The 25129-nt window shown below is 70.0% G+C and carries 21 protein-coding genes; 15 read left to right on the top strand and 6 right to left on the bottom strand.

Annotated elements, in window-relative coordinates:
* Nucleotides 1-468 precede the first annotated feature (468 nt).
* A complete protein-coding gene (locus CDO52_RS19010; protein ID WP_094932585.1) occupies nt 469-1152 on the top strand; it encodes a hypothetical protein in 684 nt (227 codons plus the stop codon).
* Complete coding sequence (locus CDO52_RS19005; protein WP_017618041.1) at nt 1149-2087, top strand: tetratricopeptide repeat protein; 939 nt, start codon at nt 1149-1151, stop codon at nt 2085-2087. The genes CDO52_RS19010 and CDO52_RS19005 overlap by 4 nt, the downstream gene beginning before the upstream one ends.
* Before the next feature lie 329 nt (nt 2088-2416).
* Here the strand turns inward: CDO52_RS19005 and nhaA are convergent, their stop codons facing one another.
* Complete coding sequence (gene nhaA / locus CDO52_RS19000) at nt 2417-3664, bottom strand: Na+/H+ antiporter NhaA (RefSeq protein ID WP_026125674.1); 1248 nt, start codon at nt 3662-3664, stop codon at nt 2417-2419.
* Nucleotides 3665-3959: 295 nt separating this feature from the next.
* Between nhaA and CDO52_RS18995 the strand changes: the two genes are divergently transcribed.
* Entirely contained in the window at nt 3960-4400 is a 441-nt protein-coding gene (locus CDO52_RS18995; RefSeq protein WP_051060695.1) for an NUDIX domain-containing protein, read from the top strand.
* A 129-nt stretch (nt 4401-4529) separates the two neighbouring features.
* On the opposite strand, the gene CDO52_RS18990 is transcribed toward CDO52_RS18995, so the two are convergent.
* Nucleotides 4530-5450: a GNAT family N-acetyltransferase gene (locus CDO52_RS18990; RefSeq protein ID WP_083919790.1), complete on the bottom strand. Its 921-nt coding sequence runs from the start codon at nt 5448-5450 to the stop codon at nt 4530-4532.
* A 137-nt stretch (nt 5451-5587) separates the two neighbouring features.
* Nucleotides 5588-6598: an MBL fold metallo-hydrolase gene (locus tag CDO52_RS18985; protein ID WP_017618045.1), complete on the bottom strand. Its 1011-nt coding sequence runs from the start codon at nt 6596-6598 to the stop codon at nt 5588-5590.
* 208 nt (nt 6599-6806) lie between these two features.
* Between CDO52_RS18985 and CDO52_RS29295 the strand changes: the two genes are divergently transcribed.
* The gene (locus CDO52_RS29295; protein WP_152471567.1) at nt 6807-7463 is read left to right on the top strand and encodes a single-stranded DNA-binding protein; all 657 of its coding nucleotides are present in this window, start codon (nt 6807-6809) and stop codon (nt 7461-7463) included.
* A gap of 39 nt (nt 7464-7502) precedes the next feature.
* Here CDO52_RS29295 and CDO52_RS18975 read toward each other — a convergent pair whose 3' ends face one another.
* The 3 genes from CDO52_RS18975 to CDO52_RS18965 all read right to left on the bottom strand — a co-directional run bounded on the left by CDO52_RS18975 (nt 7503) and on the right by CDO52_RS18965 (nt 10475).
* Nucleotides 7503-8549: an HAD-IIA family hydrolase gene (locus CDO52_RS18975; RefSeq protein ID WP_017618047.1), complete on the bottom strand. Its 1047-nt coding sequence runs from the start codon at nt 8547-8549 to the stop codon at nt 7503-7505.
* Nucleotides 8550-8714: 165 nt separating this feature from the next.
* Nucleotides 8715-10082, bottom strand: a complete 1368-nt coding sequence (locus CDO52_RS18970; RefSeq protein WP_033299761.1) for a DUF1015 domain-containing protein — start codon at nt 10080-10082, stop codon at nt 8715-8717.
* A 42-nt stretch (nt 10083-10124) separates the two neighbouring features.
* On the bottom strand, nt 10125-10475 hold the full coding sequence (locus tag CDO52_RS18965) for an SCP2 sterol-binding domain-containing protein (protein WP_026125676.1): 351 nt from the start codon (nt 10473-10475) through the stop codon (nt 10125-10127).
* A gap of 179 nt (nt 10476-10654) precedes the next feature.
* Here CDO52_RS18965 and CDO52_RS18960 point away from each other — a divergent pair, with 179 nt between their 5' ends.
* The 11 genes from CDO52_RS18960 (at nt 10655) to CDO52_RS18910 (ending at nt 24935) form a co-directional block, all read left to right on the top strand.
* A complete protein-coding gene (locus CDO52_RS18960; protein ID WP_017618050.1) occupies nt 10655-11671 on the top strand; it encodes a hypothetical protein in 1017 nt (338 codons plus the stop codon).
* Complete coding sequence (locus CDO52_RS18955) at nt 11668-11859, top strand: hypothetical protein (protein ID WP_017618051.1); 192 nt, start codon at nt 11668-11670, stop codon at nt 11857-11859. The genes CDO52_RS18960 and CDO52_RS18955 overlap by 4 nt, the downstream gene beginning before the upstream one ends.
* A 377-nt stretch (nt 11860-12236) precedes the next feature.
* Nucleotides 12237-13037, top strand: a complete 801-nt coding sequence (locus CDO52_RS18950) for a TlyA family RNA methyltransferase (RefSeq protein ID WP_017618052.1) — start codon at nt 12237-12239, stop codon at nt 13035-13037.
* A 402-nt stretch (nt 13038-13439) separates the two neighbouring features.
* Complete coding sequence (locus tag CDO52_RS18945) at nt 13440-14411, top strand: NAD kinase (protein ID WP_094932584.1); 972 nt, start codon at nt 13440-13442, stop codon at nt 14409-14411.
* A gap of 130 nt (nt 14412-14541) precedes the next feature.
* On the top strand, nt 14542-16242 hold the full coding sequence (gene recN, locus CDO52_RS18940; protein WP_017618055.1) for a DNA repair protein RecN: 1701 nt from the start codon (nt 14542-14544) through the stop codon (nt 16240-16242).
* A 327-nt stretch (nt 16243-16569) separates the two neighbouring features.
* The gene (gene steA / locus CDO52_RS18935; protein ID WP_017618056.1) at nt 16570-17778 is read left to right on the top strand and encodes a putative cytokinetic ring protein SteA; all 1209 of its coding nucleotides are present in this window, start codon (nt 16570-16572) and stop codon (nt 17776-17778) included.
* Complete coding sequence (locus CDO52_RS18930; protein WP_017618057.1) at nt 17775-18953, top strand: copper transporter; 1179 nt, start codon at nt 17775-17777, stop codon at nt 18951-18953. The genes steA and CDO52_RS18930 overlap by 4 nt, the downstream gene beginning before the upstream one ends.
* A gap of 354 nt (nt 18954-19307) precedes the next feature.
* On the top strand, nt 19308-20348 hold the full coding sequence (locus tag CDO52_RS18925; RefSeq protein ID WP_198345760.1) for a hypothetical protein: 1041 nt from the start codon (nt 19308-19310) through the stop codon (nt 20346-20348).
* A 310-nt stretch (nt 20349-20658) separates the two neighbouring features.
* Nucleotides 20659-22320: a murein biosynthesis integral membrane protein MurJ gene (gene murJ / locus CDO52_RS18920; protein ID WP_017618059.1), complete on the top strand. Its 1662-nt coding sequence runs from the start codon at nt 20659-20661 to the stop codon at nt 22318-22320.
* A gap of 5 nt (nt 22321-22325) precedes the next feature.
* Entirely contained in the window at nt 22326-23435 is a 1110-nt protein-coding gene (locus CDO52_RS18915) for a glycosyltransferase family 4 protein (protein ID WP_017618060.1), read from the top strand.
* A gap of 486 nt (nt 23436-23921) precedes the next feature.
* Nucleotides 23922-24935: a TerC family protein gene (locus CDO52_RS18910; RefSeq protein WP_017618061.1), complete on the top strand. Its 1014-nt coding sequence runs from the start codon at nt 23922-23924 to the stop codon at nt 24933-24935.
* Nucleotides 24936-25129: the final 194 nt, after the last annotated feature.

Here is a 25129-nt window from a genome sequence, read left to right as displayed (position 1 = left end):
CATGTACCCATCGTCCCCCACCGGCAGCTGGCTGAGAGCCGCGGGGGAGCGATGGCGTGGACGCCCGTGCCTGTGGCAAGGCGCGACGCTGAGCTGCCCTCAGGGCAGCGCGGCACCGCTCTGGCCCACATGGATGGCGAGGGGGCCCAGCGGTGGCCGTAACGCGGATCCGCCGTGCTCGTTCAGGTCGACGCCCGTCTCACCGCTGCCGATTTGGTGCGGTGTGAGGCATTGCCGGTTGCAACCGATCTGGCGGGCCCTTGGGCTGGGCCGGGCCAGGGGCATGATGGCGTAAAGTGGGATGACCGGGAATCACAATGCGCTGCTACGAGTAGGTGGCAGCGCTTTTGACTGCTTACGGACGGGTAATGACTGACGACAGCCGATCGGGGGGCCGCGACGGCTCCGGAGCTCGCAACAACAGGGGGCACCGCCCTGGGGGTTCCGGTGGTCGCAGGAACGGCGGCAGTGGCGACCGTTCCCGGTCGGGTTACGGCCGAGCGGGCGGCGACCGTGGAGAAGACCGCGGAGGATCGGGCGCTAGAGGCGGCCGCTTCCGCGACGGTGACCGCTCGGGTTACCGCGGCGGCGAAGGCCGTCGCGATGACCGCTCGGGTTACCGCGGCGGTGAGGGCCGTCGCGATGACCGCTCGGGTTACCGCGGCGGTGAGGGCCGTCGCGATGACCGCTCGGGTTACCGCGGCGGTGAGGGCCGTCGCGATGACCGCTCGGGTTACCGCGGCGGTGAGGGCCGTCGCGATGACCGCTCGGGTTACCGCGGCGGTGAGGGCCGTCGCGATGACCGCTCGGGTTACCGCGGCGGTGAGGGCCGTCGCGATGACCGCTCGGGTTACCGCGGCGGTGAGGGCCGCCGTGACGACCGTTCCGGTTACCGCGGCGGTGGCGGCGGCGAGCGCAGGCGGGACTGGTCCGACAGCCGCGATGACCGGGGTGGCCGGCGCGACCGCCAGGGGCAGGGACGCGATGGCCGTTCGTTCCGCTCTGATGATCGCCGCTCGGGTGGGCGCTTCGACCGCGACCGTCGCCCGAACCGGTCTGACCGTCCCAGCCGCGATGACCGGGATCGGCGCGATCGCCGCAACGAGGAGCGCGATCCCCGGGACATCGCTCCCGCGCTCCCTGATGACGTGACCATCTCGCAGCTCGATGCCGAGGCTCGCCGCGAGCTCGGCTCGCTGCCGCGCACCCTCGCTGAGGTCGTCGGCCGCCACCTGGTTATGGCCGGACAGCTGCTGGACGAGGACCCCGAGCTGGCCTATAAGCACGCCGTCTACGCGCGCCGCAAGGCTTCGCGCTTGGGCGTCGTGCGGGAGGCCGCAGGCGTCGCCGCCTACAGCGTCGGCAACTGGCAGGAAGCCCTGTCGGACCTGCGCGCGGCCCGCCGAATGACCGGTCGCAACAGCTTCCTGGCGGTCATGGCCGACTGCGAGCGCGGCCTGGGCCGTTCCGAGCGCGCGCTGGAGATCTCCCGCTCGCCCGAGGCCGAGCACTTGGACCCGGCGGAGCGTGTCGAGCTGCGGATCGTGGCCGCGGGGGCTCGACGCGACCTTGGCCAGATGGAGGCAGCGCTCGTCGAGCTGCAGATTCCAGAGCTCAAGGAGCGCCGCGCCCGCCCGTACCTTGCCCGGCTGTTCTACGCCTACGCCGATGTTCTGCAGGAACTCGGCCGTGATGCGGAGGCACGGGAGTACTTCGCTCGAGCCTCGGCCGTGGACCAAGAAGGCGTGACCGACGCCGACGAGCGGCTCGCAACGCTGGAGGGCGTTGAGATCGTCGACATCGACGACGGCATCGTCTGGACCGATGCCGAGGACCCTGCGGCAGAGGAAGGACCCGAGTCAGAGCTCGACACCGACTCTGCTCCGGAATCCGATGCTGAAACGACGGCCGACACCGCCGTCGGCGGCGCCGGGTCCGCCGCACAGTCCGAGGTGGACGCCGACGCTGAGTCCGAGACGGTTACGGAAGCCGACCGCGAACGCGAAATCGAGGACAAGGGCAACGGCGAACGGCCACGGCAGGCCGAGCAGGCGTCCGATGAGGAGCCCCCGCAGGACCTCTCCTGAACCTTTCTTAGCGCGCCGGTCGATGTAACAACGAAGGGAGCCTGTCCCCCTTGATCAAGGGGGACAGGCTCCCTTCGTGTGGCGGTTCGGTGTGGAGGGTGGTCAAGGGCGCCTGTCGCGCCTTGCGTACGCGCGGCCCGCAGTTCGGCGTGGTCTGTGATGGCACTTGCGGCGTAGGCCCTCTTCCGCAGGGCCTACGCCCACGCCCCGGTTCTCTTTCTCCACGCGTGCCGTGCCATTGGCGGTCCCTGGGATGCGCCTGTGGCCGGGAGCACCAGAGCACTGGAGCAGGGGGCTACACCAAGCGAAACGACTCGCTTCCGATCGCGTCAGCCCTTGCTGACAGGCGCCCCCGTGATGTCCGGGATGCCATGGCGGTGGTAGTGCGCGCTGCGCCGCATCAGGATTCCCGCAGAGATCAGTGTGGCGAGGAGGGACGCTATCAGCACGCCGCCCTTGGCGTGCTCCAGGGCCGTTCCGGCGGGAAACGCGAGTTCGCTGATGAGAAGCGACACCGTGAAGCCGATACCACCCAGGAGGGACATCCCGCAGATGTCGATCCACTGCAGGGTCGGGTTGAGCTCGGCCCTGGTCAGCTTGGTGGTCAGCCAGGCGCCGCCGAAGATCCCGACCAGCTTTCCACACACAAGACCGAAGATGATGCCGAGGGCGACGGTGTCGGTGACCATCGTTCCCATCCCCGCGAACACGACGCCAGCGGACATCAGCGCGAAGATCGGCAGCGCCAGCGCCGACGACCAGGGGCGAAGTGCGTGCTCCACGCGGTGCAGCGGGGAATCGCTCTCACCCTCATGGACGCTGGTGCGCATGAGGAGGCCCATGGACACGCCCGCGATGGTGGCGTGCACGCCGCTTTCGTGCATGAACATCCAGATGACGAACGCCAGCGGGATGTAGATGATCAACATCGGGAACGAGGAGCGGTTCAGCGCGGCGGCGATCCCACGGCCCTGCTGCAGGTAGGCGAAGACGCCGAGGAGGAGAAGGGCACCGAGCAAGTAAACGAAGTCGAGCTTGTCCGTGTAGAAGATCGCGATGACCATGATCGCGCCGAGGTCGTCGACGATGGCCAGGGTCAGCAGGAAGGTGCGCAGCGCGGTGGGCAGGTGGCGGCCGACAACGGCCAGGATGGCCAGCGCGAACGCGATGTCGGTGGCCATGGGGACGCCCCAGCCGCCGAGCATGTCGGGGCGGGTCACGTTGAAGGCGACGTAGATCAGCGCCGGCACGACCATGCCGCCGATGGCGGCGATGATAGGCAGCATCGCGCGGCGCGGATTCCGCAGCTCTCCGTGGACGAACTCCTGTTTGAGCTCGGCGCCGACGATGAAGAAGAAGATCGCCAGCAGGCCGTCGGCCGCCCATGTGCCGACGGTCAGGTTGAGGTGGAGTGCCTCAGGGCCGAGCTCGAAGTCGCGGATGCTCTCGTACAGCCCGGCCGCAGGGGAGTTCGCCCAGATGAGGGCGATTGCGGCTGCGGTGATGAGCAGGAAGCCTCCGACCGCGTCTCGTCGCAGCGCGTCAGCGATCGCGTGCATTCCTGACTTCTTCACCATGCCCACACTCCCGAGGCGTCCTTGGAGGGTTGCGTCATTCCAGCCGACCAGACTTCCCGGCACACCAGTGCGTCATGATGACGACGCGAACCACCACCTTGCCCTATGCGCGGGGTGGTGTCCAAATTCTCCCAGGCAGTTCGCTACTTCACCGTTTACGGATTCCTAACGTGGCTTGGGAGTTCCCGTTGCCCGTGAGAGCAGTGTCACAGGGGGGGGAGAGTCTGAGATCTGAGACCGACACGCCCTGTAGGATAACCGCGCCCAAGCTCCTCAAACTGGGAGGCCCGTGCAGATGAGCCGACTTCACCCACTGAATGGGGCGAAGGTGTGGCTCGGCGGCCGCATGCCCGACCGCTACGACTCTGTGGTCTGCCTTCTTTTCTCGGGGGACCGCCCGGTGCTGGTACGCAACCGGGACCGCGCGTGGGAGTTCCCCGGCGGGCACGCCGAAACCGGGGAGGACGTCGAAGCCACCGCCCGCCGCGAGGCGCGCGAGGAGGCCGGGGCCAAGCTGGCGGATGTGATCGTCGACGGCTACTACGTGCTGGCCAGCGGCCACACCACGGTCGTGACCCACGCCCAAGTGGCGGCGCGGGGTGCGCTCAGTGGGGAGTTCGAGACCGTCGAGGCCCGTGAGTTCGATGTCCTCCCAGACGACCTCTCCTGGGACGACGGGCTCTACGCCCACCTGCTGCGTAGGCTCGACCTGCCGGGTGCGCCCGGGGCCGAGTGATCGCGCCGATCATCCTCATCACCCGGAGGCCACTGAGACGTCCCTGAACCGGCGCGATGCGACGGCTCAGCGCTCCTCTCGCGGCGCCGCCCTCAGGTTCACCTCCACGAGCAGCAGCGCCAGCATCTCTCACGAGTCCACACACAGAGCCAGGTCATAGTGCCCCTCGGTGGTGTGGTGTCTGTATCCGAGCCAGGTGTTGATGGCGAGCATGGGCGCGTTGGTGTGGTCATTGGCCGTGTAGGCCAGCCGAAACCCGCGCTCGCGGGCGCGGTGCAGCGCGGCGGCCTTGGCGTACTTCGCGAACCTGCGCCCGCGGTACTCGCGCAGGGTTCCGGTCATGGCGGACACCAGTCGTGTCCGGCGATCGGACTGAAACGCGACGATCCCGCCTGGGCGTCCGTCCACGAGGAGCACGACGCTCAGCTCGTGGTCCAGCCGAGGTTCGTTCCAGACAAGGTCGAGCCACGTGTCATAGGGCATCGCGTCGATCGGGATATCGCTCGGTTCATCGGCGCTCACGGCCTCGTCCACCGCGTGCACGGGCCGGGGGTCATCCGCGTAATCGGCGGTAGGCCGCAGTTCCACTCCTGCGGGCTTGGGCGGAGGCACTGGCAGCCCGGCCAGATCCAGTTCCTGGTGGTGGGAGATGGAGCGTCGCTCATAGCCACGACGGTGGGCGAACTCGTCGGCCTCGGGGATGGGCCCGGCGCTCCGCACGATAGTCGCGCCAGCGGTGCGCAGGTGGCCCTCCGCGACGTTGACCAACGCACTGCCAACGCCCGTCCTCCTGTGGTCCGGATCGACCATGGCCACGATCCGTCCTTGGTCGGGTCGGCTGCTGTCCCAGGTCAACATCGCGGTTGAGTAGCCGACGACCCTCCCGCCGAGCTCGGCGACGAACATCCTGAACCGCGCCTGCGCAGGGGTCTTTTCCGCGTGCCAGCGGAAGGTCTCGAGTGCTGAGATCTCATAGGGAAACACACGGCTGCGGATAGCGACCGCGGTGGGGAGGTCGTCCGGTCGGGACGGACGGATGTCAAGAGTCATGCGCGGACGCTAGGCCAACCGCCCGCGAGAAGTCACCCGGTTTTCCCCGGCGCGGGTCGGCGGGGAGCGGACGACGGTCACAGAGGCGGCGAACCACCAGCCACGAGCCGCTGTCCTCCCTCTACTTCCCTGTTCCCTTACTCCGCCTTCTTCTCCGTTTTCTCCGCCGTGGCCTCGCGCTGGTCGGCGGCCACGCGATCGAGCCAGTGTGCGATGCCCGCGACATTGCTCTCGACTCCGCTGAGCAGCTCCATCACCTCCGCTGACTCACGGGACGCCTCCGCAGGAAGCGGACGGTAACGGTGCTGAACGCGCTCGCGGACCATCGCGACCGCGTGGTCGAGGTCCCCGCTGCTGGAGTGGTGAGCGTCCCGGACCGCCTCGACCCAGGCGTGCAGCTCCTCACGCGCCCGATCCAGCATCTCCTCGACCGTTTCCACCGCCCCGAAGTGCGAGAACATCAGGCGTCGCGCGCCAATGTCCCCGAACAGCCGCAACGAGGCCAACGCAGCGTCCATGTCGAAGTCCGGCGGGGGCGTGGCCGGGCGGACGTCGCAGGTGTGGGGGTTGTACACACCGAGCGCGTCGCCGACATACAGGTCGCCGGTCAGGGAATCCACCAGTCCCATGTGGTGCTTGGCGTGGCCGGGCGTGTAGTGGCCGATGAGGCGGCGCCCCGCGCCCAGATCGACCGTCCCGGTCTCGGCGACCGCGCGGATGCGTGCGGCCTCGGTCGGGTGCATCTCGCCGAACAGCACGTCGAGGTTGTCGCCCCACACCATCTTGGCGCTGTTCATCAGCCGTGCGGGGTCGGCGAGATGACGGGCACCGCGCTCGTGCACGACGATCTCGGCGTTGGGGAACATCGCCGCGACGTCGCCGGTCCCGCCCGCGTGGTCGAGATGGATGTGGGTCACCACGATGGTGGCGAGGTCATGCGCCTCGACACCGAGCGCGGCCAGCGCGTCGCGCAGAACCGGGGCCGATCCGGCCGTGCCGACCTCGACGACGCATGGCCGCTCGGTCCGGATCAGATAACTCGAGGTGATCCCGGGGTATCCGGCCATCCGGGTGTCGATGGCGTAGACCTCCTCGCCCAACGCGGTTATGCCGCTGGGGAATCCGGTCGTGCCCGCTTGCTCGTGCACTGCCTCGCCTCCTTCCGACCGGCCCGTGCCGACGGACTTCAGAATCTAGTTCACCGATGAATGAAGCCCGCCCGCGGGTTATCCACAGGCCGCAGATGTGACTTTCGGGGGACGGGCGCGGAGGCGGACCCTGGTATCGCACGACGGATCATCCGGTCGAAGCGCGCTGTCGGCCGGGCCACCGGATATCCCGATCGGGAGGAGCAGCATGCAGGAGAAGCACCCAGACCAGCCCGCCACCAGCCGTCCCACTGCGCGCTGTACTGCCACCGGCCGGACAGCCACCGGTCGGACGACCAATGGCCGCGCGGCCTCTGGCCACTCGCTCTGCTCGGCGCCCAGGCCGACACCCGCGGCGGGCACCGTCCCGGTACCGCGCGATGGCCATGCGCGCGACCGCTGCGGCCACCGCAACGAGGTCGTGCTGGCGGGGCGCGTCACCGCCGAGCCCTACGTTCGCGAGCTGCCCAGCGGGGACCATCTCGTCACCTGGCGTATCTCGGTCGCCCGGCCTCCGGCGAACCGGCGTCCCAACCAGCCGGCCGACCCGATCACGTGCGTCAGTTTCCGCCCGGACATCGAGGAGGCCACGCGCGGCTGGCGGATCGGCGACGTAGTACAGGTCAGCGGCGCGCTGCGGCGGAGGTTCTGGCGTTCATCGAAGGGGTCCACCAGCGTGATCGAAGTTGAGGCCGCGTCGGTCGCCCTGCTGGAGAGCGCCTCCGCGGCCAGCACCGTCCACCGCGCCCCCGACAGCAGCCGAGAAGCCGGCAGCGAGACCGAGCCCTCGGCCATTGCCGCTCGCGGCGAACCTGGGGAGCGCGGAACGCCCGGAGAGCGGGATTCAGCGTCCGACGAGCAGTAACGAGTGATTCGGGAGGTCGGCGGCCGTGCGGAAGCCGTGTCACCAGCCGAGCTGGGCCAGCGCCGGTCCGAAGGGTGCCGCCTCGGGCCGCACCGCGGTCCCCGCGGCCGCCGCTCCTCCGGTACCCGGTGAGGTGGGGATGCTCCACGCCGCGACACACAGGGCGCGCAGGCCGTCGAGTCGGTCGCCGCCACCGGCCAGTTCGAGTCGCCCTTCGTGCACCGCGGCGGTCCAGCCGCCGCAGTGCACCCCGGTGGCGTCCATGTGGATTTCGGGGTGGGGAAGGTTCATCCCGGCCAGGTCCCAGGCGAGATAAGAGGGGCGGCAGTGTGCTGGAGCGGTGATCAGGTCGGCGGGTGTCGTGACCCCCGAGAGCACCAGCATGCTCGCCGCCCCGCGCGCACACGCGCCTTCGATGTCGGTGTCGAGCCTGTCGCCGACGACGAGGGGGATGGCGGCGCCGGTGCGGATCACGCCCTCCTCGTGCAGTGGCCGCATCGGCTTGCCCGCGACGAGGGGTTCCTGCCCGGTGGCGTTGGCGATCACGCGGGAGAAGGAGCCGTTGGCCGGGAGTATGCCGCGTTCCATCGGGGCCGTGGCGTCGGAGTTGCTCGTGATGAACAGGGCCCCCTGGGCAACCGCGAGGGTGCCCTCGCAGATGAGGTCGTAGCCGATCCGCGGCGAGTACCCCTGGACGACCGCCACCGGGCGCTCGGCGGCGACCGAGACCGGCCGCATGCCCTGTCGGCGCACCGCTACACGGAGACCCGTGTCGCCCACGACGAGCACCGGCGATCCTGCTGGAAAGCGCTGGGCCACCATGCGCGCGGCGGCCTCGGCCGAGGTCACCACGTCGCCGGGCACCGCGTGGATGCCCAGCGCGGTGAGCCGCTCGGCGATCGCGGCGGGGGTGCGCGAGGCGTTGTTGGTCACGAACGCCACCCGCATCCCGGTGGCCCGGGCCTTGTCGATGGCCTCGGGCGCGGCTGGGACGGCCTGCGGACCGATATAGACGACGCCGTCGAGGTCGACCAGGGCGGCGTCGTAGACGGTGTCCAGGGGCTGGGTGGAGCCGAGCAGGGTCATGAGTCAACCAGTTCGTCGTGTCCGTGGAGTGTGGTGGTGGGGCGGGTGAGGGCGGGTGGCGATCACGATCCGGCAGAAGGGCACATGCGCACTATGACGGTCCTCCGACGCGCGTGAAACGCGGCCAAGGCCGCCCGCTCTCCCTGTCGCGGCAACGGAGCCGGGTTATTCCAGATGCCGCATGACCAGTCCAGTCCGTGGTTTGGGGCCGAAGGAGGTGGACTTGCGCGGCGTGAGCTCCCCGCGCGCGGTCACAGCGTAGACGTCCTCGACGCGCAGCGACGGAACCAGCACGGCGGTATCGAGTCCGGGCCGCGTCGTGTCCACCGCTTCGGCCGGGTCGTCGTGGATGAGGTCGATTCGGCCGTTGTCGACCTCCCACAGCGGGCAGAGGAGGTGTTCGAGCGCGGCGGTGGGCAGCATCCGCCACTCGGCGGATCGATCCGGAGCAACGGCCGCGAGCCGCTCCGTGGTGAAGTTGTGCAGCAGGTAACCGGCGTCGTCGCCAGGTCCGACGAGCAGCAGGGCGGGGCCGTCGGCGGCCTCCAGCCGGAGCCGCTTCATCGCCGCGCTCATTTCGCCCGCCCCGTTGACTGGGTCGGACAGCCGCTCGACCTCGGCCACTTTCGAGGCACTACGAGCAGCCGTGTGCACGTCGATGTCCCGCAGTACGCGGTGGATGGCGCCCAATCGGGGAGGTGAGGCGTCGGAGTCGACCAGCATGGCCAGGCCGTGCTCCCACGGGCCGGGGCTGGGCCTCTCGGCTCGAAGCTGCTGGTAGGCCGCGTAGCGGTGGTGACCATCGGCGATCAGTGCCGTGCGCGTGGCCAGGTCGGTGGCGATGTCGGCATGGACAGCGGGGTCGTCAATGGCCCACAGGCGGTGCGCGATCCCGTCACCGGTGACCGTGTCCACCAGGGGTGCGGTCCCGCTGTCCGCCGTGACGTCGGTGGCCACTGTGGCCGCCCCTCGGGCCCCGCCGGTTCCACCCCGGTAAAGGAGGAAGATCGGCTCAAGGTTGGCTCGGGTCGTAGCCATCAGCTGGACGCGGTCGGCCACAGGACCGGGCGCGGTGTCCTCGTGCGGACGGACCGCCCGCCCGCTGGGTGGAGGCAGCCGCAGAGCTCCGATGAGGCCGCGTTGGCGCTCCCCGGTGGGCGAGGTCTGCTCGTAGACGTAGATCACGGGAGCGGAGTCGCGCACCAGGATCCCGTTGCCGATCCAGGCCCGCAGGGTACGAGCGGCCGCGTGGTACCGGTCCGGGCCGGTGAGCTCCTGGGTGGAGGGGATGAGCCCGGCTACCGACTCCGCGTTCACACCGGCGGGAGGCGCGGTGAGCCGCATGGCGTTGTGTGGCTCGGCGCGCATCATGTCAAGGAAGGATTCCGCGTCCACAACGTCATAGGGCGGGGCGAGCGCGAGGGCCAGGTTGAACGCGGGGGAGTCGATCAGCGCCCCGGCGTCACGGGTGGCATAGCGCAGGCCGCGCAACGGCGCCAGTTCCAGGGCGTCAGTGCCCGCATCTCTCCGCACGTTTGGACGATACCCACCGTTAACCGATAATCCATGATCAGACTAAAGCAATTTGCGCATCCGCATCAGATCGCTAAAGCTCGCGTCGATCTTCACACGGCCGGAGAACAGCGCCTTGCTGAAGTCCAGACGGTCCTCGGCAAGGGCGACGAGGTCGTCACCGGAAGCCGTGATGCGGACTTGGGCCCGGTCACCGGGGGTACCGGCGTCGCGCGAGGTGACATCCTCCAGCCCGTTCTGGGTGAGCCGCATGTCGAACACGGTGTCCAGGTCGCGGACCGTGACGCTGATCGTGCGCTCGACGAGGTGTTTGCGCCGGTCGGACTCGTCGACCTCCATGATCCGGTCCGAGACTCTGTCGATCGCGTTCCGGCAGTCTTCAACGCTGGTCATGCGCTCCATCATGCCCCACACCGCCGCGCGGGAAAGTACCGCGGGGTGGGAGAGGCGTCACACAGTGCTGGCACAGCGTGCGGGTTTCGCTCCACGTAGGGGGGCGATCCCGGTAGCGTTGTCGCCTGATCCCCCTCGTCGCTCAGTCCGACCGGTCATTCACTGAGGAGCACGTCACAATGGTCGTGGAAGCGGTTCGCACCTATCTCGACGCCGCCAGTGGCCTTACCGAGTTGACCCGCAAGCGCGCGGTCGCGGCCGCCAAGACGCTGCTGAAGGCGAACGACGACCGGGCCACGAGCTCAGCCGACACCGGCAGCGCCGCGGCCGGACCGGCCCGGGTCGGACAGAACATCCAGACGCTCGCCACCGAGCTGATGGAGACCAACGACGCCAACCGCGAGGCACTGGGCGCCCTTGTGCAGGCGGAGGTAGAACGGGCGCTGGAGCGCCTCGACCTGGTCCCCCGGTCCGACTACGAGCGTCTGACCCGCCGCGTCGCCGAACTCGAACGCAGACTCGCCGCCCAGCGTCTCCCGGCCCAACCGGCCCAAGCTCCGATCCCTGCCTCGGTTCAGCCCGCCGCTCCGACCGTTGTTCCGGCCCCGGCGCAGGTTCCGGCCCCGGTCGCGTTCCATGCGACGGCCCCCGCTCCGGCCGCAGCGCCCCCGGCTCCTGAGGCGGCTCCAGCTCCAGCGACGGCGCCGGCCCAGGAGGTGGCTTCGGCGCCGGAGACGCTGGCCGAGCGCAACGATCGACCGGTCACGGAGGCGGTTCCGGAGCCGTCGGCCGTCGAGGAAGGCCCCGAACAGCCCCCACTGCTCGAAGGCGAGGCGGTGCAGACCGAGGCGGCCAGTGCGGCGACGCCCGACGTCGAGGACGACTCCAGACAGGAACCTGAGAAGGAACCCGCGGGCGACGAGCCGACCGCGCCTCAGGATGGGAACACGGCTGAGTCCGAGAAGAAGGCGACGAAGACTCAGAAGACCACCCAGCAGAAGACGTCACAGCAGAAGACAACACAGCAGAACTCCACACAGCAGAGCGCGCGGAAGACCTCGACGAGCAAGAGCAATAGCACAGGCTCGCGCACGCGCTCCACGTCCACGGGCAAGACCGGCGCCAAAACCGGCGCCAAACGGGCTGGAGGCCGGTCGAAGAGTGCCAGCGCCGCCAAGAAGGGTGAGCAGAAGTGAGCGACCAGACAGAGGATGACGCTGCGGCAGGCCTCGCGGAGCAGACACTCGAAGGCACCCGCCAGCGCCTCGCCGACCTGGACGGTTTGCCGATCTCTGAGCACGTCGCAGTCTTCGACCAGCTCCACCGAGACCTCAGCGCGGTGCTGAACAGCATTGACCAGCAGGAGGACCAGGGAAAGTCCTGAGCCTCGCCATCCTGGGGCCGTCGCATGGCGGGACGACCGGCGCTGAAGTGGCGGAATTCCGGCCGTTGGCCGCGGGAAACCACAGGTCATCGAGGACGTGCCCGGCAGGGCGGGGATGGACCCAGGTACGCCTCATTCGGCGGGATCGCCTGCGACTGCGTCCCGCCGGTGCGGTGATGCGCCCCCTGCTCGCCGACGTGGATGAGTGGCTGCCTGGAATGCGGCCAGCCTGCGCGAGGAGGGGCTCGACGCCTTCCCGCGAGCACCCACAGGGGGGATGCGCCTCCGCCCCTGCGGGGGTGATCGGCTAGCGCCCTGGCCCGCGGGTATCGTCACATCGCAGGATTTCTCTATCGGATAGGCGCCTGACCTTAACTATGGCCAAGAGAACCCGGCTCGATGCCGAACTGGTCCGTCGTGGGCATGCTCGCTCACGCGGGCACGCCGCTGAACTCATCGACAGCGGTTCTATCCGCGTCAACGGCGTGGTGGCGACGAAACCCGCGACCCAGGTGGGGACTGATCAGGCGATCGTCGTGAAGGTTCCCGATGAGGAGCCCGCCTACGTCTCGCGTGGTGCGCACAAGCTCGTCGGGGCGCTCGACGCGTTCGGGATCGACGCGAAGGGCCGTCGTTGCCTCGACGCCGGGGCTTCCACCGGCGGCTTCACCGACGTCCTCCTGCGCCGGGGCGCCGCTCACGTTCTCGCCGTCGATGTCGGGTACGGGCAGCTTGCGTGGCCGCTCCGCAGCGATGACCGCGTGCGGGTCCAAGAGCGGTGCAATGTCCGCGACCTCACGCCAGAGATGGTCGGTGATCCCCGACCCGACCTGGTCGTCGGCGACCTGTCCTTCATCTCCCTCAAGCTGGTGCTGCCTCCCCTGGTGAACTGTGCCGCGCCGGACGCCGACTTCGCGATGATGGTGAAGCCGCAGTTCGAGGTGGGCAAGGATCGCGTCGGCGCCGGTGGCGTGGTGCGCGACCCCGACCTCCGCGCCGAAGCCGTCCGTGAGGTTGCCGAGTTCGCGTCGACGCTGGGCCTCGGGACCGAGGCCGTGACCGCCAGCCCGCTCCCCGGGCCGTCCGGGAACGTCGAGTATTTCCTCTGGCTGCGCGCCGGGGCACCGCCCCTTGATGAGGCACTGCTACGGCGTGCCATCGAGGAAGGTCCGCAGTAAGGGGCAGGCAGGGGCAGTAAGGAGAGGGACAGCAGGGACAGGGGCAGTCAGGACAGACGAAGCTCGCTCCCGGCGCCTGCCCTGGTCCGTCCCGCGGTGCCGCCGTCCCCGGTGGCCAGGGCGAGCGAGTCGGCCCACGTGCCCGATGGCAACGACCTGCGGTCCCAGTGCTCCCCGCTCCCCAGGAGCGCGAGACCTCTTCCGCCTGGGACAGGGAACAAGACACACGCCCCGAATCGTTTTCAACAGGTGGCGACATGGCCGTGACGGCGGACGTTCGGCGCGCCCGGGGGCGGTGCCCGGATTGGGCCACGAGCACCCTCGGGTTCGTTGTAACGTGACCCGGCCGGGGGCGCAGCGGTTCCCGGTCCGGGGGCCGAAACGGTGACGAGAGGATCTTCCATGACCAGCGCGGGTCAGGGTGGCAGCGGGGCGGCTGAGTCTGGGGGCCGGTCGGATCGCAGTGTGCTGTTGCTGGTGCACACGGGCCGCCCCGCCGCCATGCGCAGCGCCAAGCTGGTCCATCGCAGCCTGACCCAGGAGGGGCTGACGGTCAGGATGCCCGCCGCCGAGGCCGACGATCTCAAGAAGGCCGGATACGAGCTCGACCCCATCGAGGTCACGCACGGTCCCGACACCGCCGACGGCGCGGAGCTGGTCATGGTGCTCGGCGGGGACGGAACACTGCTGCGAGCGGCGGAGATCGCCCGACCGGCCGGTGTCCCTGTCCTCGGTGTCAACCTCGGCCACGTCGGCTTCCTCGCCGAGGCCGAGCGCGAGGACCTGAACGAGACCGTGCGCGCCGTCGTCGACTGTGCCTATGAGGTCGAGGAGCGGATGACCCTCGACATCGCCGTCTACAACGGCGGTCGCGACGGCGGCATCCCGCCGATCCGCAACTGGGCGCTCAACGAGGCCACCCTGGAAAAGTCTGCCTCCGGCCGGATGCTGGAGATGGTCTTGGAGATCGACGGCCGCCCGCTGTCGCGGTGGGGCTGCGACGGCGTGGTCTGCGCCACACCTACCGGTTCCACTGCGCACGCCTTCTCCGCCGGAGGCCCCATTGTGTGGCCGGAAGTGGCGGCGCTGCTGGTCGTGCCGATAAGCGCACACGCCCTGTTCGCCCGGCCTGTGGTCGTCTCCCCGGATGCGACCATTGCTCTCGAAGTCGTACCGGACACGACCACGGGCGTGCTCTGGTGCGATGGACGCCGTATGGTCGAATTGCCCCCAGGGGCACGGATCGAGGTAACGCGTTCGGATGTGCCGGTTCGGCTGGCACGTTTGCAGCGAGCGCCGTTCACGGATCGGCTGGTCGCCAAGTTCGGCCTGCCGGTCGCCGGATGGCGCGGCCGCAGCGAGCGCGACCTGTAGTCGGACGGCGGCCCCCGCCGAAGAACGCGCCGGATCCGGGTCCACAGGCGAGCATCGATTGCGCCGCACGGACCTGGACGGACGTTCCAGAGCGGGCGGCACACCAGTGGTGGGAGCAGGAGAGGGTTCGGTGCTCGAAGAAGTTCACATCCGCGGTCTCGGTGTCATCGATGACGCCGTACTGGAACTGTCTCCGGGATTCACCGTCGTCACGGGTGAGACCGGTGCCGGAAAGACCATGGTGGTGACCGGACTGGGATTGCTCTTCGGCGGCCGTGCCGACCCGCAGCGTGTTCGGCCCGGCACCGGTCGCGCGGTCGTGGAAGGACGCCTCAGTGTCCCCGCCGACGGCCGCGTCGCCGACCGCGTCGTCGAAGCCGGCGGCGAACTGGACGACGACATCCTCATCCTCACCCGCATGGTCTCCGCCGAGGGGCGCTCCCGCGCCACGCTCGGCGGCCGGTCGGCGCCGGTGAGCCTGCTCGCCTACCTGGCCGACGACCTTGTCGCCGTGCACGGGCAGTCCGACCAGCAGCGGCTGCTGCGCACCGACCGTCAGCGCGCCGCGCTCGACCGCTACGCCGGGGCCGAGCTGAGCGCGACGCTGAAGTCGTACGTCGCCACCTACCGCCGCCACCGCGAGATCGCCGAGACGCTCGACGAGCTCACCACCCGCGCGCGGGAACGCGCCCAGGAAGCCGACGTGCTGCGCTTCGGCGTGGAGGAGATCGCCGCGGCCGAGCTTCAGCCCGGCGAGGACGCCGAGCTGCTCGCCGAGGAGGGCCGACTCGCCCACGCCGACGCGCTCCGCGTCGGCGCCACCACCGCACACGAGGCCCTGACCGGTGACCCCGCCGCCGACGTGCAGGCCGACGTGGTGGGCCTCCTTGCCGGCGCCCGAGCGTCGCTGACCGCCGTGCGCGAGCACGACCCCGCCCTCGCCTCCGTCGCTGACCGGCTCGACGAGGTGTCCTACGTGCTCAGCGACGCCGCCACCGAACTGGCCTCGTACGCGGAGTCCGTGGAAGCCGATCCGGCCCGCCTCGCGGCCATCCAGGAGCGCCGTGCGCTGCTCACCCAGCTGTCCCGGAAGTACGGCGAGACCACCGATGACATCCTCGCCTGGGCCGAGGACGCCACCAAACGCCTGACCGAGCTGGAGGGCGACGACGACCGGATCGAGGAGCTTCGCGCTGAAGAGGCGGAGGTCGGGGCCAGACTCGGTGAGCTCGCCACCGAGCTCACCCGCATCCGTACCGAGACCGCCGAGCGGTTCGGCACGGCGGTGACCGAGGAGCTCACCGCCCTCGCGATGCCCCACGCGCGCGTCACCGTGAAGCTCACGACCGGCGACGACTTCGGTCCGCACGGCCGCGACGACATCGAGCTGCTGCTCGCCCCGCACCCCAGTGCCCCGCCGCTGCCGCTGAACAAGGGCGCGTCCGGTGGTGAACTCTCGCGGGTCATGCTCGCCATCGAGGTCGTGTTCGCGGGGGCCGATCCTGTGCCCACGTTCGTCTTCGACGAGGTCGATGCCGGGGTGGGCGGTAAGGCCGCGGTCGAGATCGGCCGTCGGCTGGCCAGGCTGGCCCGCCGGGCGCAGGTCATCGTCGTCACCCACCTTCCGCAGGTCGCCGCGTTCGCCGACAACCATCTCGTCGTGGAGAAGTCCAACGAAGGCACCGTCACCGAAAGCGGCGTGACCCGGCTGGACCGGGGCGGCCGGACGCGCGAGCTCTCCCGGATGCTCGCGGGCTTGGAGGACTCCGAGCTGGGCCGCGCGCACGCCGAGGAGCTGCTGACCATCGCCGCGGCCGACCGCACGTCCTGACCCGGCGGCGCGGGAGACCCTTGGGGCGCCCCGCCTCCTCGCGTTCCCGGATTCCCTCCTTGCCTTTCTTCCCTTTTCCTCTTTCCTCGCCGTATCACCACGCGTGGCGGACCTCGCCGCTCGGTTTCCGGACTCGATCGGACCCCCTAATCCGGTCAGTCCGGACGGGCGCGGCCGTGTCCCCTTCCGGCCACCGATTCGTCACCTGAGCCTCGTTTACACCCTGGTGAGCATGGGAAACATGCCCGGGACGACGGCAGTGTGGTGAACACGCCGTGTACTCGCCCTTATAACTATTCCGGAATCGGCTCTGGCAGGATGCGAGCGATGAAGGTTCCGGCGGCGCTCAGCGCCCGACTCACGAAACTCCGTCGACCAATCGCTGACGACGGTTCCTCCGGTATTACCGCCCCCGCTCGCTCGGACCGTCGGACCAAGGACCTCACCAAGCGCCTCAAGCCTGGCGACATCGCGATCATCGACCACGTCGACATCGACCGCGTCAGTGCCGAGGCGCTACTCGAGCGCGGCGTTTCGGCCGTGCTCAACGTCGCCACCAGCATCAGCGGCCGGTATCCCAACCTCGGTCCGAGCCTGATCGTGGAGGCCGGGGTCCCCCTCGTCGACGACGTCGATCCGGAGATCTTCTCCCGTGTCCACGACGGTGAAGAACTGCGCCTGGACGCCGGGACGCTGTACCGGGGGGACGAGGTTCTGGCCAAAGGGGTCGTGCAGAACGCCGAGTCCGTCGCGGCCGCGATGGCCGAAGCCCGCGCAGGGCTCTCGGTGCAGCTGGAGGCGTTTGCCGCGAACACCATGGAGTACCTCAAACGGGAGCGGGAACTCCTCTTCGACGGCGTCGGGATCCCCGACCTCATGACGAGGATCGACGGCCGTCACGTGCTCATCGTCGTCCGCGGATACCACTACCGCGAGGACATCTCGACGCTGCGTTCCTACATCCGCGAGTACCGACCCGTCATGATCGGCGTGGACGGCGGCGCCGACGCCCTTCTGGAAGCCGGATACCGGCCCGACATCATCGTCGGAGACTTCGACTCGGTGTCCGACCACGCCCTGGCCACCGGTGCGGAACTCGTCGTGCACGCCTACCGCGACGGCCGCGCCCCCGGGCTCAAGCGCCTCACCGACCTCGGCTACGAGGCCATCGTCTTTCCGGCCACGGGCACCAGTGAGGACGTGGCCATGATGCTCGCCGACGACTCCGGCGCGAAGCTCATCGTCGCGGTCGGCACCCACGCCACGCTGGAAGAGTTCCTGGACAAGGGGCGCGCCGGCATGGCCAGTACCTTCCTCACCCGGCTGCGGATCGGCGGCAAGCTGGTGGACGCCAAGGGCGTGAGCCGCCTCTACCGCAGCCGGATCTCGCCGTGGGCGCTGCTGGCGCTCGTCGCGGCGTCTCTGCTCACTGTCCTTGTCGCGGGATACAGCTCACCGGCAGGACAGGTGTTTCTTACCTCCCTCGCGGCGCGCTGGGACGCGCTCCTCTACTGGCTCACGGGGCTGTTCACGTGATCGATTTCCGCTATCACCTGGTGTCCATCGTCGCGATCTTCCTCGCGCTGACGGTCGGCATCGTGCTCGGCACCACCATGCTCCAGGACCCGCTGCTGAACACGCTCAAGTCGGAGACCGCCGACCTGCGCGAGCAGAGCGACCAGCTGCGGACGGAGAAAGACATCGCCGACAAGCTCAACGCGGGCGGGGGCGAACTCGTCTCCGCCTACGCCGAGGACATGCTGGCCGACCTTTTGACCGACGTGGACGTCGTCATTCTGGAGTCGCCCGGTGTCGACAAGGCCACCCGGGAGGAGCTGGTCGCCCGCATAGAACAGGCCGGAGGCGACGTCCCCGGACAGGTGGTGTTCACCGACAAGTACATCGACACCGAGCAGGCGACGTTCGTCGACGAACTCAGCGAGCAGCTCGCTGAAGGTATGCGGCTCCCCAAGGGCGGGGCGTACGAGAAAGCCGGCGCCGAACTCGCCCGCGCCGTGATCCGCCGCGATGAGGACGGCGACACAGCGAAGCACGGGGACGACACAGCGAACAGCGAGGACAACACAGCAAAGAACGGGGACGACACAGCGAACAGCGAAAGCGACACAACGAACGACGAGGGCGGCGACGCCGACACGGCGGACGAGAGCAGTGAGGAGGCCGCCCCCGAGTTCGACGCGGACGCCGTACTCGCCGGGTTCTCCGAGGCCGGGCTGCTGACCGTGCAGGGCAACGTCGCGGAAGAGGGCGACATCGCCGTCGTGCTCGCTCCGGCGCAACCGTTCCGCACCGAGAGCAGGGCCACCCCCAAGGAGAACGACACACCGCCGGCCAACGGCGTGATGCTGGCCCTGGCGCGTGCTCTGGACGACGCCGCGGACGGCGCCGCGGACGGCGCGGTACTCGTCGGCGGTCCGACCTCCATCGGGCCCGGCGGCCTCGTGGCGCAGGCCCGCGCGCAGGAGGCGAGGTTCAGCACCGTGGACACGGCCGGATCGACCAGCGGAAACGTGGTCACCACCCTGGCCATCGCCGCAGCTGAGGACAAGCGCAGCGGAGCCTACGGCATCGGCGACGGCGTCGACGGATTCCTCCCCGACCCGCTGCCGGAGCCCAAGGAGAAGAAGGACAAGGACAAGGGGAACGGGACGAAGAAGCCGGACGTGAAGGAATCCGCGTACGCCTCGTGAGCCGTCGCAGATGCGGCCGGACGCCCCACACCCGCGCTCGGGGACGGCAGGGACCTCGGATGAGTATGGCTGAGTACCGCCTCCCGACGTCACCGGCCCGCGTGCTGGGAGCACGGGAGGTCCGGCCCCAGGGAGGAGCGAGGGAGGGGGCAGGGAGGAGGCAGGGAGGAGCGCTGCCGACGCCCGGACCTCGACCCCCGCCCCTCGACCACTCCCGCTCCTGCCCCGAAGAGCCCTCGGCGGGACAGGCGTCGGGAAGAACGTTTCCGAGGGCCTCCACCGCGCGCGGCCGTCCACAGGCCGCCCGACCGACGGTCCGATGACGAATCGACGACGAAGAATCGGAGCGAGCTCATGGTTTTCCCTCGCCGCACCCGACGTGTGAGCCGCGGCCGGTCCCTGTGCCGGGGACTGGCCGGTGCCGCCCTCGGTGCCATCGCCGCGCGGACGGCCTTCACCCGCGCGACCCAGGCACCCCGCGGCGACTCGGTCGACGACGTGTTTCTCGGATCCGGTCCCTCGCGCGACCTGTGGGCTCGTACCAATTTCCGCGGCGAAAAGGTCACCCTGCTGGAAGGCCCCGCTCTCGCTGCCGGGACGTGCGCCGCGGCCCTCCTGACGCCGGGTGTACCCGGACGGCTGCGCATGGCCACCGTCACCGCCGCCACCGGGGCCGCGGGCTTCGGCGCCTACGACGACATCTCGGGGTCCTCCAGCGCACGCGGGTTCAAGGGCCATCTGGGCGCGCTGGCGCGCGGCGAGGTCACCACGGGCGCGGTCAAAGTGGCGGGGATCGGCCTGACCGGCCTGCTCGCCGGCGCGATGGTGGAGCGTCGGCCGGTCGACGCGCTGGTCAACGGTGCGCTGATCGCGGGCTCCGCCAACCTCCTCAACCTGTTCGACCTGCGTCCGGGCCGTGCAGCCAAGGTCGGCCTGATCGCGGGCTTCCCGGCACTGGCCGGCCCGGCCGCCGGGGCCGTCGGTCCGGTGCTCGGCGCCACCGCGGCACTGCTCCCGGAGGACCTGGGGGAACGTGCCATGATGGGCGACGCGGGAGCGAACGCGCTCGGCGCCGTCCTCGGCGTCTCGGCGGCGGCCGCACTGCCACGCCCGGCACGGGTGGGGATGCTCGGCGCCGTCGTGGGCCTGACGCTGGCCAGCGAGTTCGTCAGCTTCAGCAAGGTCATCAGTGCCACCCCGCCGCTGCGGGCCCTGGACGACGTGGGCCGACGCCCCGCTCCGGGGCCGCAGGCACCGGACACGGCAACCGGAGCAGACCACCGCAGCGGCGTCCGCCCCTCGGATGGGAAGGACACTCCGCCGATCACCGTCCCGGCCCAACAGAGCCTCCAAACGACCCGTCGCCACAGCAACGGAGGACCGGACCGGACGTGAGACGCTCCGCACCACGTCCGAGCGACCGCACCCGCAACGCCCGCCCTCGCACCTCACGCCCGCGTGCCCGGCCGATGGGAGGGCGGCTCCGCGTCCGCGTCGGTTCTACGCACACGCGGGGGCCGACCCGGCCGATCGCCGCACCGACACACGCGCACCGACCGCTCCCCACGAATGCGGGGCTTGTAGCGGATGGTGCCCGGTTCGCTTCACGCGGCCGCGGTGATCCCCGCCGGGGCGGAGATCACCGAACACGCTGCGGCGGACGTTCCATCCCAGCCTCGCCCCGCGGTCAGGATCCGGTGCGGCCATGCGGCTGAGACGGCGCCTGTGGGCGGGGGTAGCCGGCGCGGCGGCGCTGATCGCTGTCGTCACGGCGTTCGCGCGTGTGGCCGGGTTCGCCCGGACCGTGGTCTTCTCGCAGACGGTGGGGGACAACTGTCTCGGCACGGCCTATGTCACCGCGAACATGCTGCCCACCATCCTGTTCGAGATCGTCATCGGCGGCGCGCTCGCGGGGATGGTGGTGCCGGTCTTGGCGGCCGACGCGGACCGGGGCGATGGCGAGCACGTGCGGCACACGGCTTCGGCGCTGGTGACGTGGGTGGTCGTCATCGCGGTACCGCTCAGCGTGCTGCTCGCCGCGGTCGCCGTTCCGGCCATGTCGGTCATGTTGGGGCCGGGGGAGGGGTGCGACCGCGCCGAACTGGTCCGGCTGGCCGTGCGATTCCTGGTGGTCTTCGCGCCGCAGATCCTGTTCTACGGGCTCGCCGCCGTGCTCTACGGAATCCTGCAGGCACACCGGCGCTTCTTCGCCCCGGCGCTCGCCCCCCTCGTCTCCAGCCTCGTGGTGATGGCCGCCTACGTCGCGTTCCGGCCGCAGGGCGGCGCCTACACCGACGACCTCGCCCACCTGCCGCTGAACGCGGAGCTGACGCTGTCGGTCGGGACCACCGCCGGTGTCGCCATGCTCTTTGTCACCGCGCTCTTCCCGACCATGCGGCTGCGTCTCGGCCTGCGCCCTCGGCTGGCGTTCCCGCCCGGCGTGGGGCGGAAGGTCCGATCGCTGGCCGCCGCCGCGCTGCTGCCGCTGGTGGCCATGCAGGTCAGCCTGTTGCTGGCGGCCGCCCTCGCCAACCGGGGCGGGGGGTCCGGTGCGATCGTGCTCAACAACTATGCCTGGGTGCTGTTCACCCTGCCCTACGGGATCATCGCGGTCCCCATCGCGACCAGCGCGTTCACCACGCTCGCCGTACGTCACGGGGAGCGCGACCAGCTCGGGTTCGACCGGGTGCTGGCCGGGAGTGCCCGTGCGTCGGTGATCATCACGGCCGGCCTGGCCACCGCCCTGGCCGCCGCCGCGGGGCCCGTGGGCGCACTGTTCGCCCAGGACGATCCGCTCCCCCTCCAGCGCGCGCTGCTCTGCTATGCGCCGGGCATCGTCGGTTTCGGTCTGGTCGCGCTGTTGAGCCGGGCGCTGTACGCCTCCCGGCACGGCCGGGAGGCCGCGCTGGCCCAGGTGGCCGGATGGCTCGCGGTCATGGTGGGAAACGTGGCGCTGGTCGGGGTGCTGCCCGCTGACTGGACGGTGGCGGCACTCGGTACCGGTACCTCCTTCGGACTGACGCTGGCCGCCGTGCTGCTGGTCGTCGCGACACTGCGCGCACACGGGCGGGCGGCCTTCGCCGGGCTGGGGCGGGGACTGCTGGCGGTGGTCATCGGCGCGGCCGCGGGGTACCCCTCCGGAGCGGCGGTGTCGGGGCTGTTCGCTCCGGACGGGGCGTGGGGGGACGCCATCGCGGCGCTGGCCGGGGGAGGAGTCGCGGTCGTCGTCTTCGGCGCGGCGGCGCTGGTGATCGACGGCCGCGCCGTGAGGTCCGCGTTGACGCGGGGAACGGCCGCGGCCCGAGCGGAGGACGACGAGGGGCGGCCACCGCATGACGATGATGAGATGAAGGGTGAGGGCAGGTGAGCGGAATGCGGGTCGCGCTGGTGATCGGCACCAGCAGCGGGGGCGTGGGCAACCACGTCCGCTCGCTGAGCGAGGGGCTGGTCGCCCGCGGGCACCGGGTGGCGGTGATCGGGCCGCCGGAAACCGGAGAGCACTTCGGCTTCGCGGCCACCGGCGCGCGCTTCGCAGCCGTCGACATCGGCGCGCTGCCGCGCCCTGGAACCGATGTGGTCGCGGCCGCCAAGCTCAGTGGACTGCTGGCGCGTGCCGATGTCGTGCACGCCCACGGCATCCGCGCCGGCGCGCTGTGCGCTCTCGCCGGGGCCGCCCCGCTGGTGGTCACCGTGCACAACGCGCCGCCGGAGCTGAGCGGGCCGCGCGCCCTGGTGTTCCCCGCCCTGGAACGTGTCGTGGCCCGACGCGCGGACGTCGTGCTGGGGGTGTCGAGCGACCTGGTGGACCGGATGCGCTCCCGCGGTGCGCGCCGGGTCCTGCCCGCCGTGGTCACCGCGCCGCCGATGCCCGCGGCCCGCACATCGCGCGCGCAGGTCCGGGCCGGGCTCGGTATCTCCGATGCTCGGCCGCTGCTGCTGGTGGTGGCCCGGCTCGCCGCGCAGAAGGGACTGGAGGTGCTGCTGGACGCGGCATCGATGATCTCGGCCGGTCCCGACGAACCGGCCGCGCGCGCCGCCGGGGCGGAGCCGCCGCTCATCGCCGTCGCGGGCGACGGGCCGCTGCGCGAGGCGCTGTCCCAGCGGATCGACGCCGAGGACCTGCCCGTCCGGCTGCTCGGGCACCGGTCGGACATCCCCGACCTGCTCGCGGCGGCCGACATGTTCGTCCTGCCCTCCCTCTGGGAGGGACCCTCGCTGGTCATCATGGAGGCGCTGCGCGCCGGACTGCCCGTCGTGGCCACGCGCGTCGGGGGCATCCCGGACCTGTATGAGGATGTCGCACTGCTGGTGCCGCCGGGCGACGCGGTGGCGCTGGCCGACGGAGCGACGCGGGTGCTCGGCGATCCGGGGCTGGCCGCGAAGATGCGCGCGGACGCGGCGCGGGCCGCGGAACGGCTGCCCACTGTGGAGGACACACTGCGTCAGGTGGACGGGATCTACGCGTCGTTGACGGGTCGGTGAATGTTGATGTGTTGGTGAACATTGAACGACCGGAGGGTGGACAGGCTAGCGGCACCGCGGGTCTCTGCCGCGCTTCCTGCAGCTGGAAGTCCGGGGAAAGCCAACGGCCTGACCACGTCGTGGACACGCCGGAGAGGGCGCGAGCTGCGATCTCCGCATGGCGGGAGGACGGCGGGAGGAACGGGGAGGACCCGTCGAATTTCCGTCAGGGGTGGTCCTCAGCACTGCCAAGAGATGGCATGATGGACGTCAGCTCCCGGATCCGGCGGTAATGCGCCCGGTGTCCGGATCGTTGAAGACAGGTGAGGGGAGTATCCCTTCGCGGCGGTGTCGTCATCACGGATCGCAAGGATGCGCTCCCGGTGCCGTCGGTCCACCTTTCCACGCTGTTGACTCGGCGTGGTGCCGTGTGGGCGGGAGAGACCTCCGGTTAACTGGCATGCGCGGAGTCTCGGCTTCGGGCAGTGCGACCGGAGGAGTACCCCGATGGATGTTCCCCTGTGGGTGTGGATCGCGACGATCGGCGCGATGGCCGCCATCCTGTTGATCGATCTCGCGATCGTCGACCATCCCTGGAGCAAGAAGAGCGGGCCGCGCGAGTTCGGTATGAAGCAGGCGGCGTGGTGGGCCGCCTTCTACGTCGGCATCGCGATCCTCTTCGGGTTCGGCCTCTGGTACTTCGGTGGGGCCACGGTGGCCGGTGAGTACTTCGCCGGTTTCATCACCGAGAAGAGCCTCAGCGTCGACAACCTCTTCGTCTTCTACCTGATCATCGGCGGGTTCGCGGTACCCCGGCGGTACCAGCACGAGGTGCTGCTCGTCGGGATCGTGATCGCGCTGGTCATGCGCGGCTTCTTCATCGCCATCGGCGCCCAGGCCATCAACGCCTGGAGCGAGGTCTTCTACGTCTTCGGCGCCTTCCTCATCTACACGGCCGTGAAGATCGTCCACGACCACCTCAGCAACGACGAGGACGCCGACTACACCGACAGCTTCGCGGTGCGCATGGTCAAGAAGGTCTGGCCGGTGGCCGACGACTACCACGGCTCGCACATGACGGTGCGGCTCAACGGGCGTCGCCACGTCACCCCGATGCTCATGGTCATCGTCGCGATCGGTGTCACCGACCTGGTCTTCGCGGTCGACTCCATCCCGGCGATCTTCGGCCTCACCAAGGACCCCTACATCGTCTTCACCGCCAACGCCTTCGCCCTCCTCGGGCTGCGGCAGCTCTACTTCCTGCTGGCCGGGCTGATGGACCGCCTGTCCTACATCAGCTGGGGCCTGGCCGCGATCATGGTGTTCATCGGCGTCAAGATGATCCTGCACGCGCTGCACGAGAACGGCTTCGCCGTCCCGGAGATCTCCACGGGTACGTCGTTGGTGGTGATCATCGGCGTGATGACCGTCACCATCGTGGCGAGCCTGCTGTGGTCGGGCGGCGGTGGCCGAACCGGGGAGAAGGAGCTCGAAGCCGAGCGCGGCGTCGCGTCGGAGTGACGCGGCACCGACGCCAAATGACCCCCCGAATGGCCTTCCTTCGAACGAATGTTCGTCTATAGTGGTGATGCCCGCCGGTGATCCGGGCGGGCATCACGCGTTTCCCCCGGGCGGAAGTTTCCGCCCGCCGAAGTCGTTACCGTTAAAGGTCCATCGCCGCGGCCTCCGGCGTGCCCTCGTCGCGCCGCTGCGCT

This window comes from Nocardiopsis gilva YIM 90087, assembly GCF_002263495.1.
Classification (GTDB): domain Bacteria; phylum Actinomycetota; class Actinomycetes; order Streptosporangiales; family Streptosporangiaceae; genus Nocardiopsis_C; species Nocardiopsis_C gilva.
Note: the sequence above shows the minus strand (reverse complement) of the source record. Positions and strands in the feature narration are given on the sequence as shown.

What these genes read in the sequence shown, in the direction of transcription:
- CDO52_RS18965 (WP_026125676.1), bottom strand. Translation starts at nt 10,475, where the DNA reads ATGACCAGCGTTGAAGACTGCCGGAACGCGATCGACAGAGTCTCGGAC.
- CDO52_RS18945 (WP_094932584.1), top strand. Translation starts at nt 13,440, where the DNA reads ATGACCAGCGCGGGTCAGGGTGGCAGCGGGGCGGCTGAGTCTGGGGGC.
- CDO52_RS18950 (WP_017618052.1), top strand. Translation starts at nt 12,237, where the DNA reads ATGGCCAAGAGAACCCGGCTCGATGCCGAACTGGTCCGTCGTGGGCAT.
- CDO52_RS18910 (WP_017618061.1), top strand. Translation starts at nt 23,922, where the DNA reads ATGGATGTTCCCCTGTGGGTGTGGATCGCGACGATCGGCGCGATGGCC.
- nhaA (WP_026125674.1), bottom strand. Translation starts at nt 3,664, where the DNA reads ATGGTGAAGAAGTCAGGAATGCACGCGATCGCTGACGCGCTGCGACGA.
- CDO52_RS18990 (WP_083919790.1), bottom strand. Translation starts at nt 5,450, where the DNA reads ATGACTCTTGACATCCGTCCGTCCCGACCGGACGACCTCCCCACCGCG.
- CDO52_RS18995 (WP_051060695.1), top strand. Translation starts at nt 3,960, where the DNA reads ATGAGCCGACTTCACCCACTGAATGGGGCGAAGGTGTGGCTCGGCGGC.
- CDO52_RS18975 (WP_017618047.1), bottom strand. Translation starts at nt 8,549, where the DNA reads ATGACCCTGCTCGGCTCCACCCAGCCCCTGGACACCGTCTACGACGCC.
- CDO52_RS18925 (WP_198345760.1), top strand. Translation starts at nt 19,308, where the DNA reads ATGGTTTTCCCTCGCCGCACCCGACGTGTGAGCCGCGGCCGGTCCCTG.
- CDO52_RS18960 (WP_017618050.1), top strand. Translation starts at nt 10,655, where the DNA reads ATGGTCGTGGAAGCGGTTCGCACCTATCTCGACGCCGCCAGTGGCCTT.
- CDO52_RS18915 (WP_017618060.1), top strand. Translation starts at nt 22,326, where the DNA reads ATGCGGGTCGCGCTGGTGATCGGCACCAGCAGCGGGGGCGTGGGCAAC.
- CDO52_RS29295 (WP_152471567.1), top strand. Translation starts at nt 6,807, where the DNA reads ATGCAGGAGAAGCACCCAGACCAGCCCGCCACCAGCCGTCCCACTGCG.
- murJ (WP_017618059.1), top strand. Translation starts at nt 20,659, where the DNA reads ATGCGGCTGAGACGGCGCCTGTGGGCGGGGGTAGCCGGCGCGGCGGCG.
- steA (WP_017618056.1), top strand. Translation starts at nt 16,570, where the DNA reads ATGAAGGTTCCGGCGGCGCTCAGCGCCCGACTCACGAAACTCCGTCGA.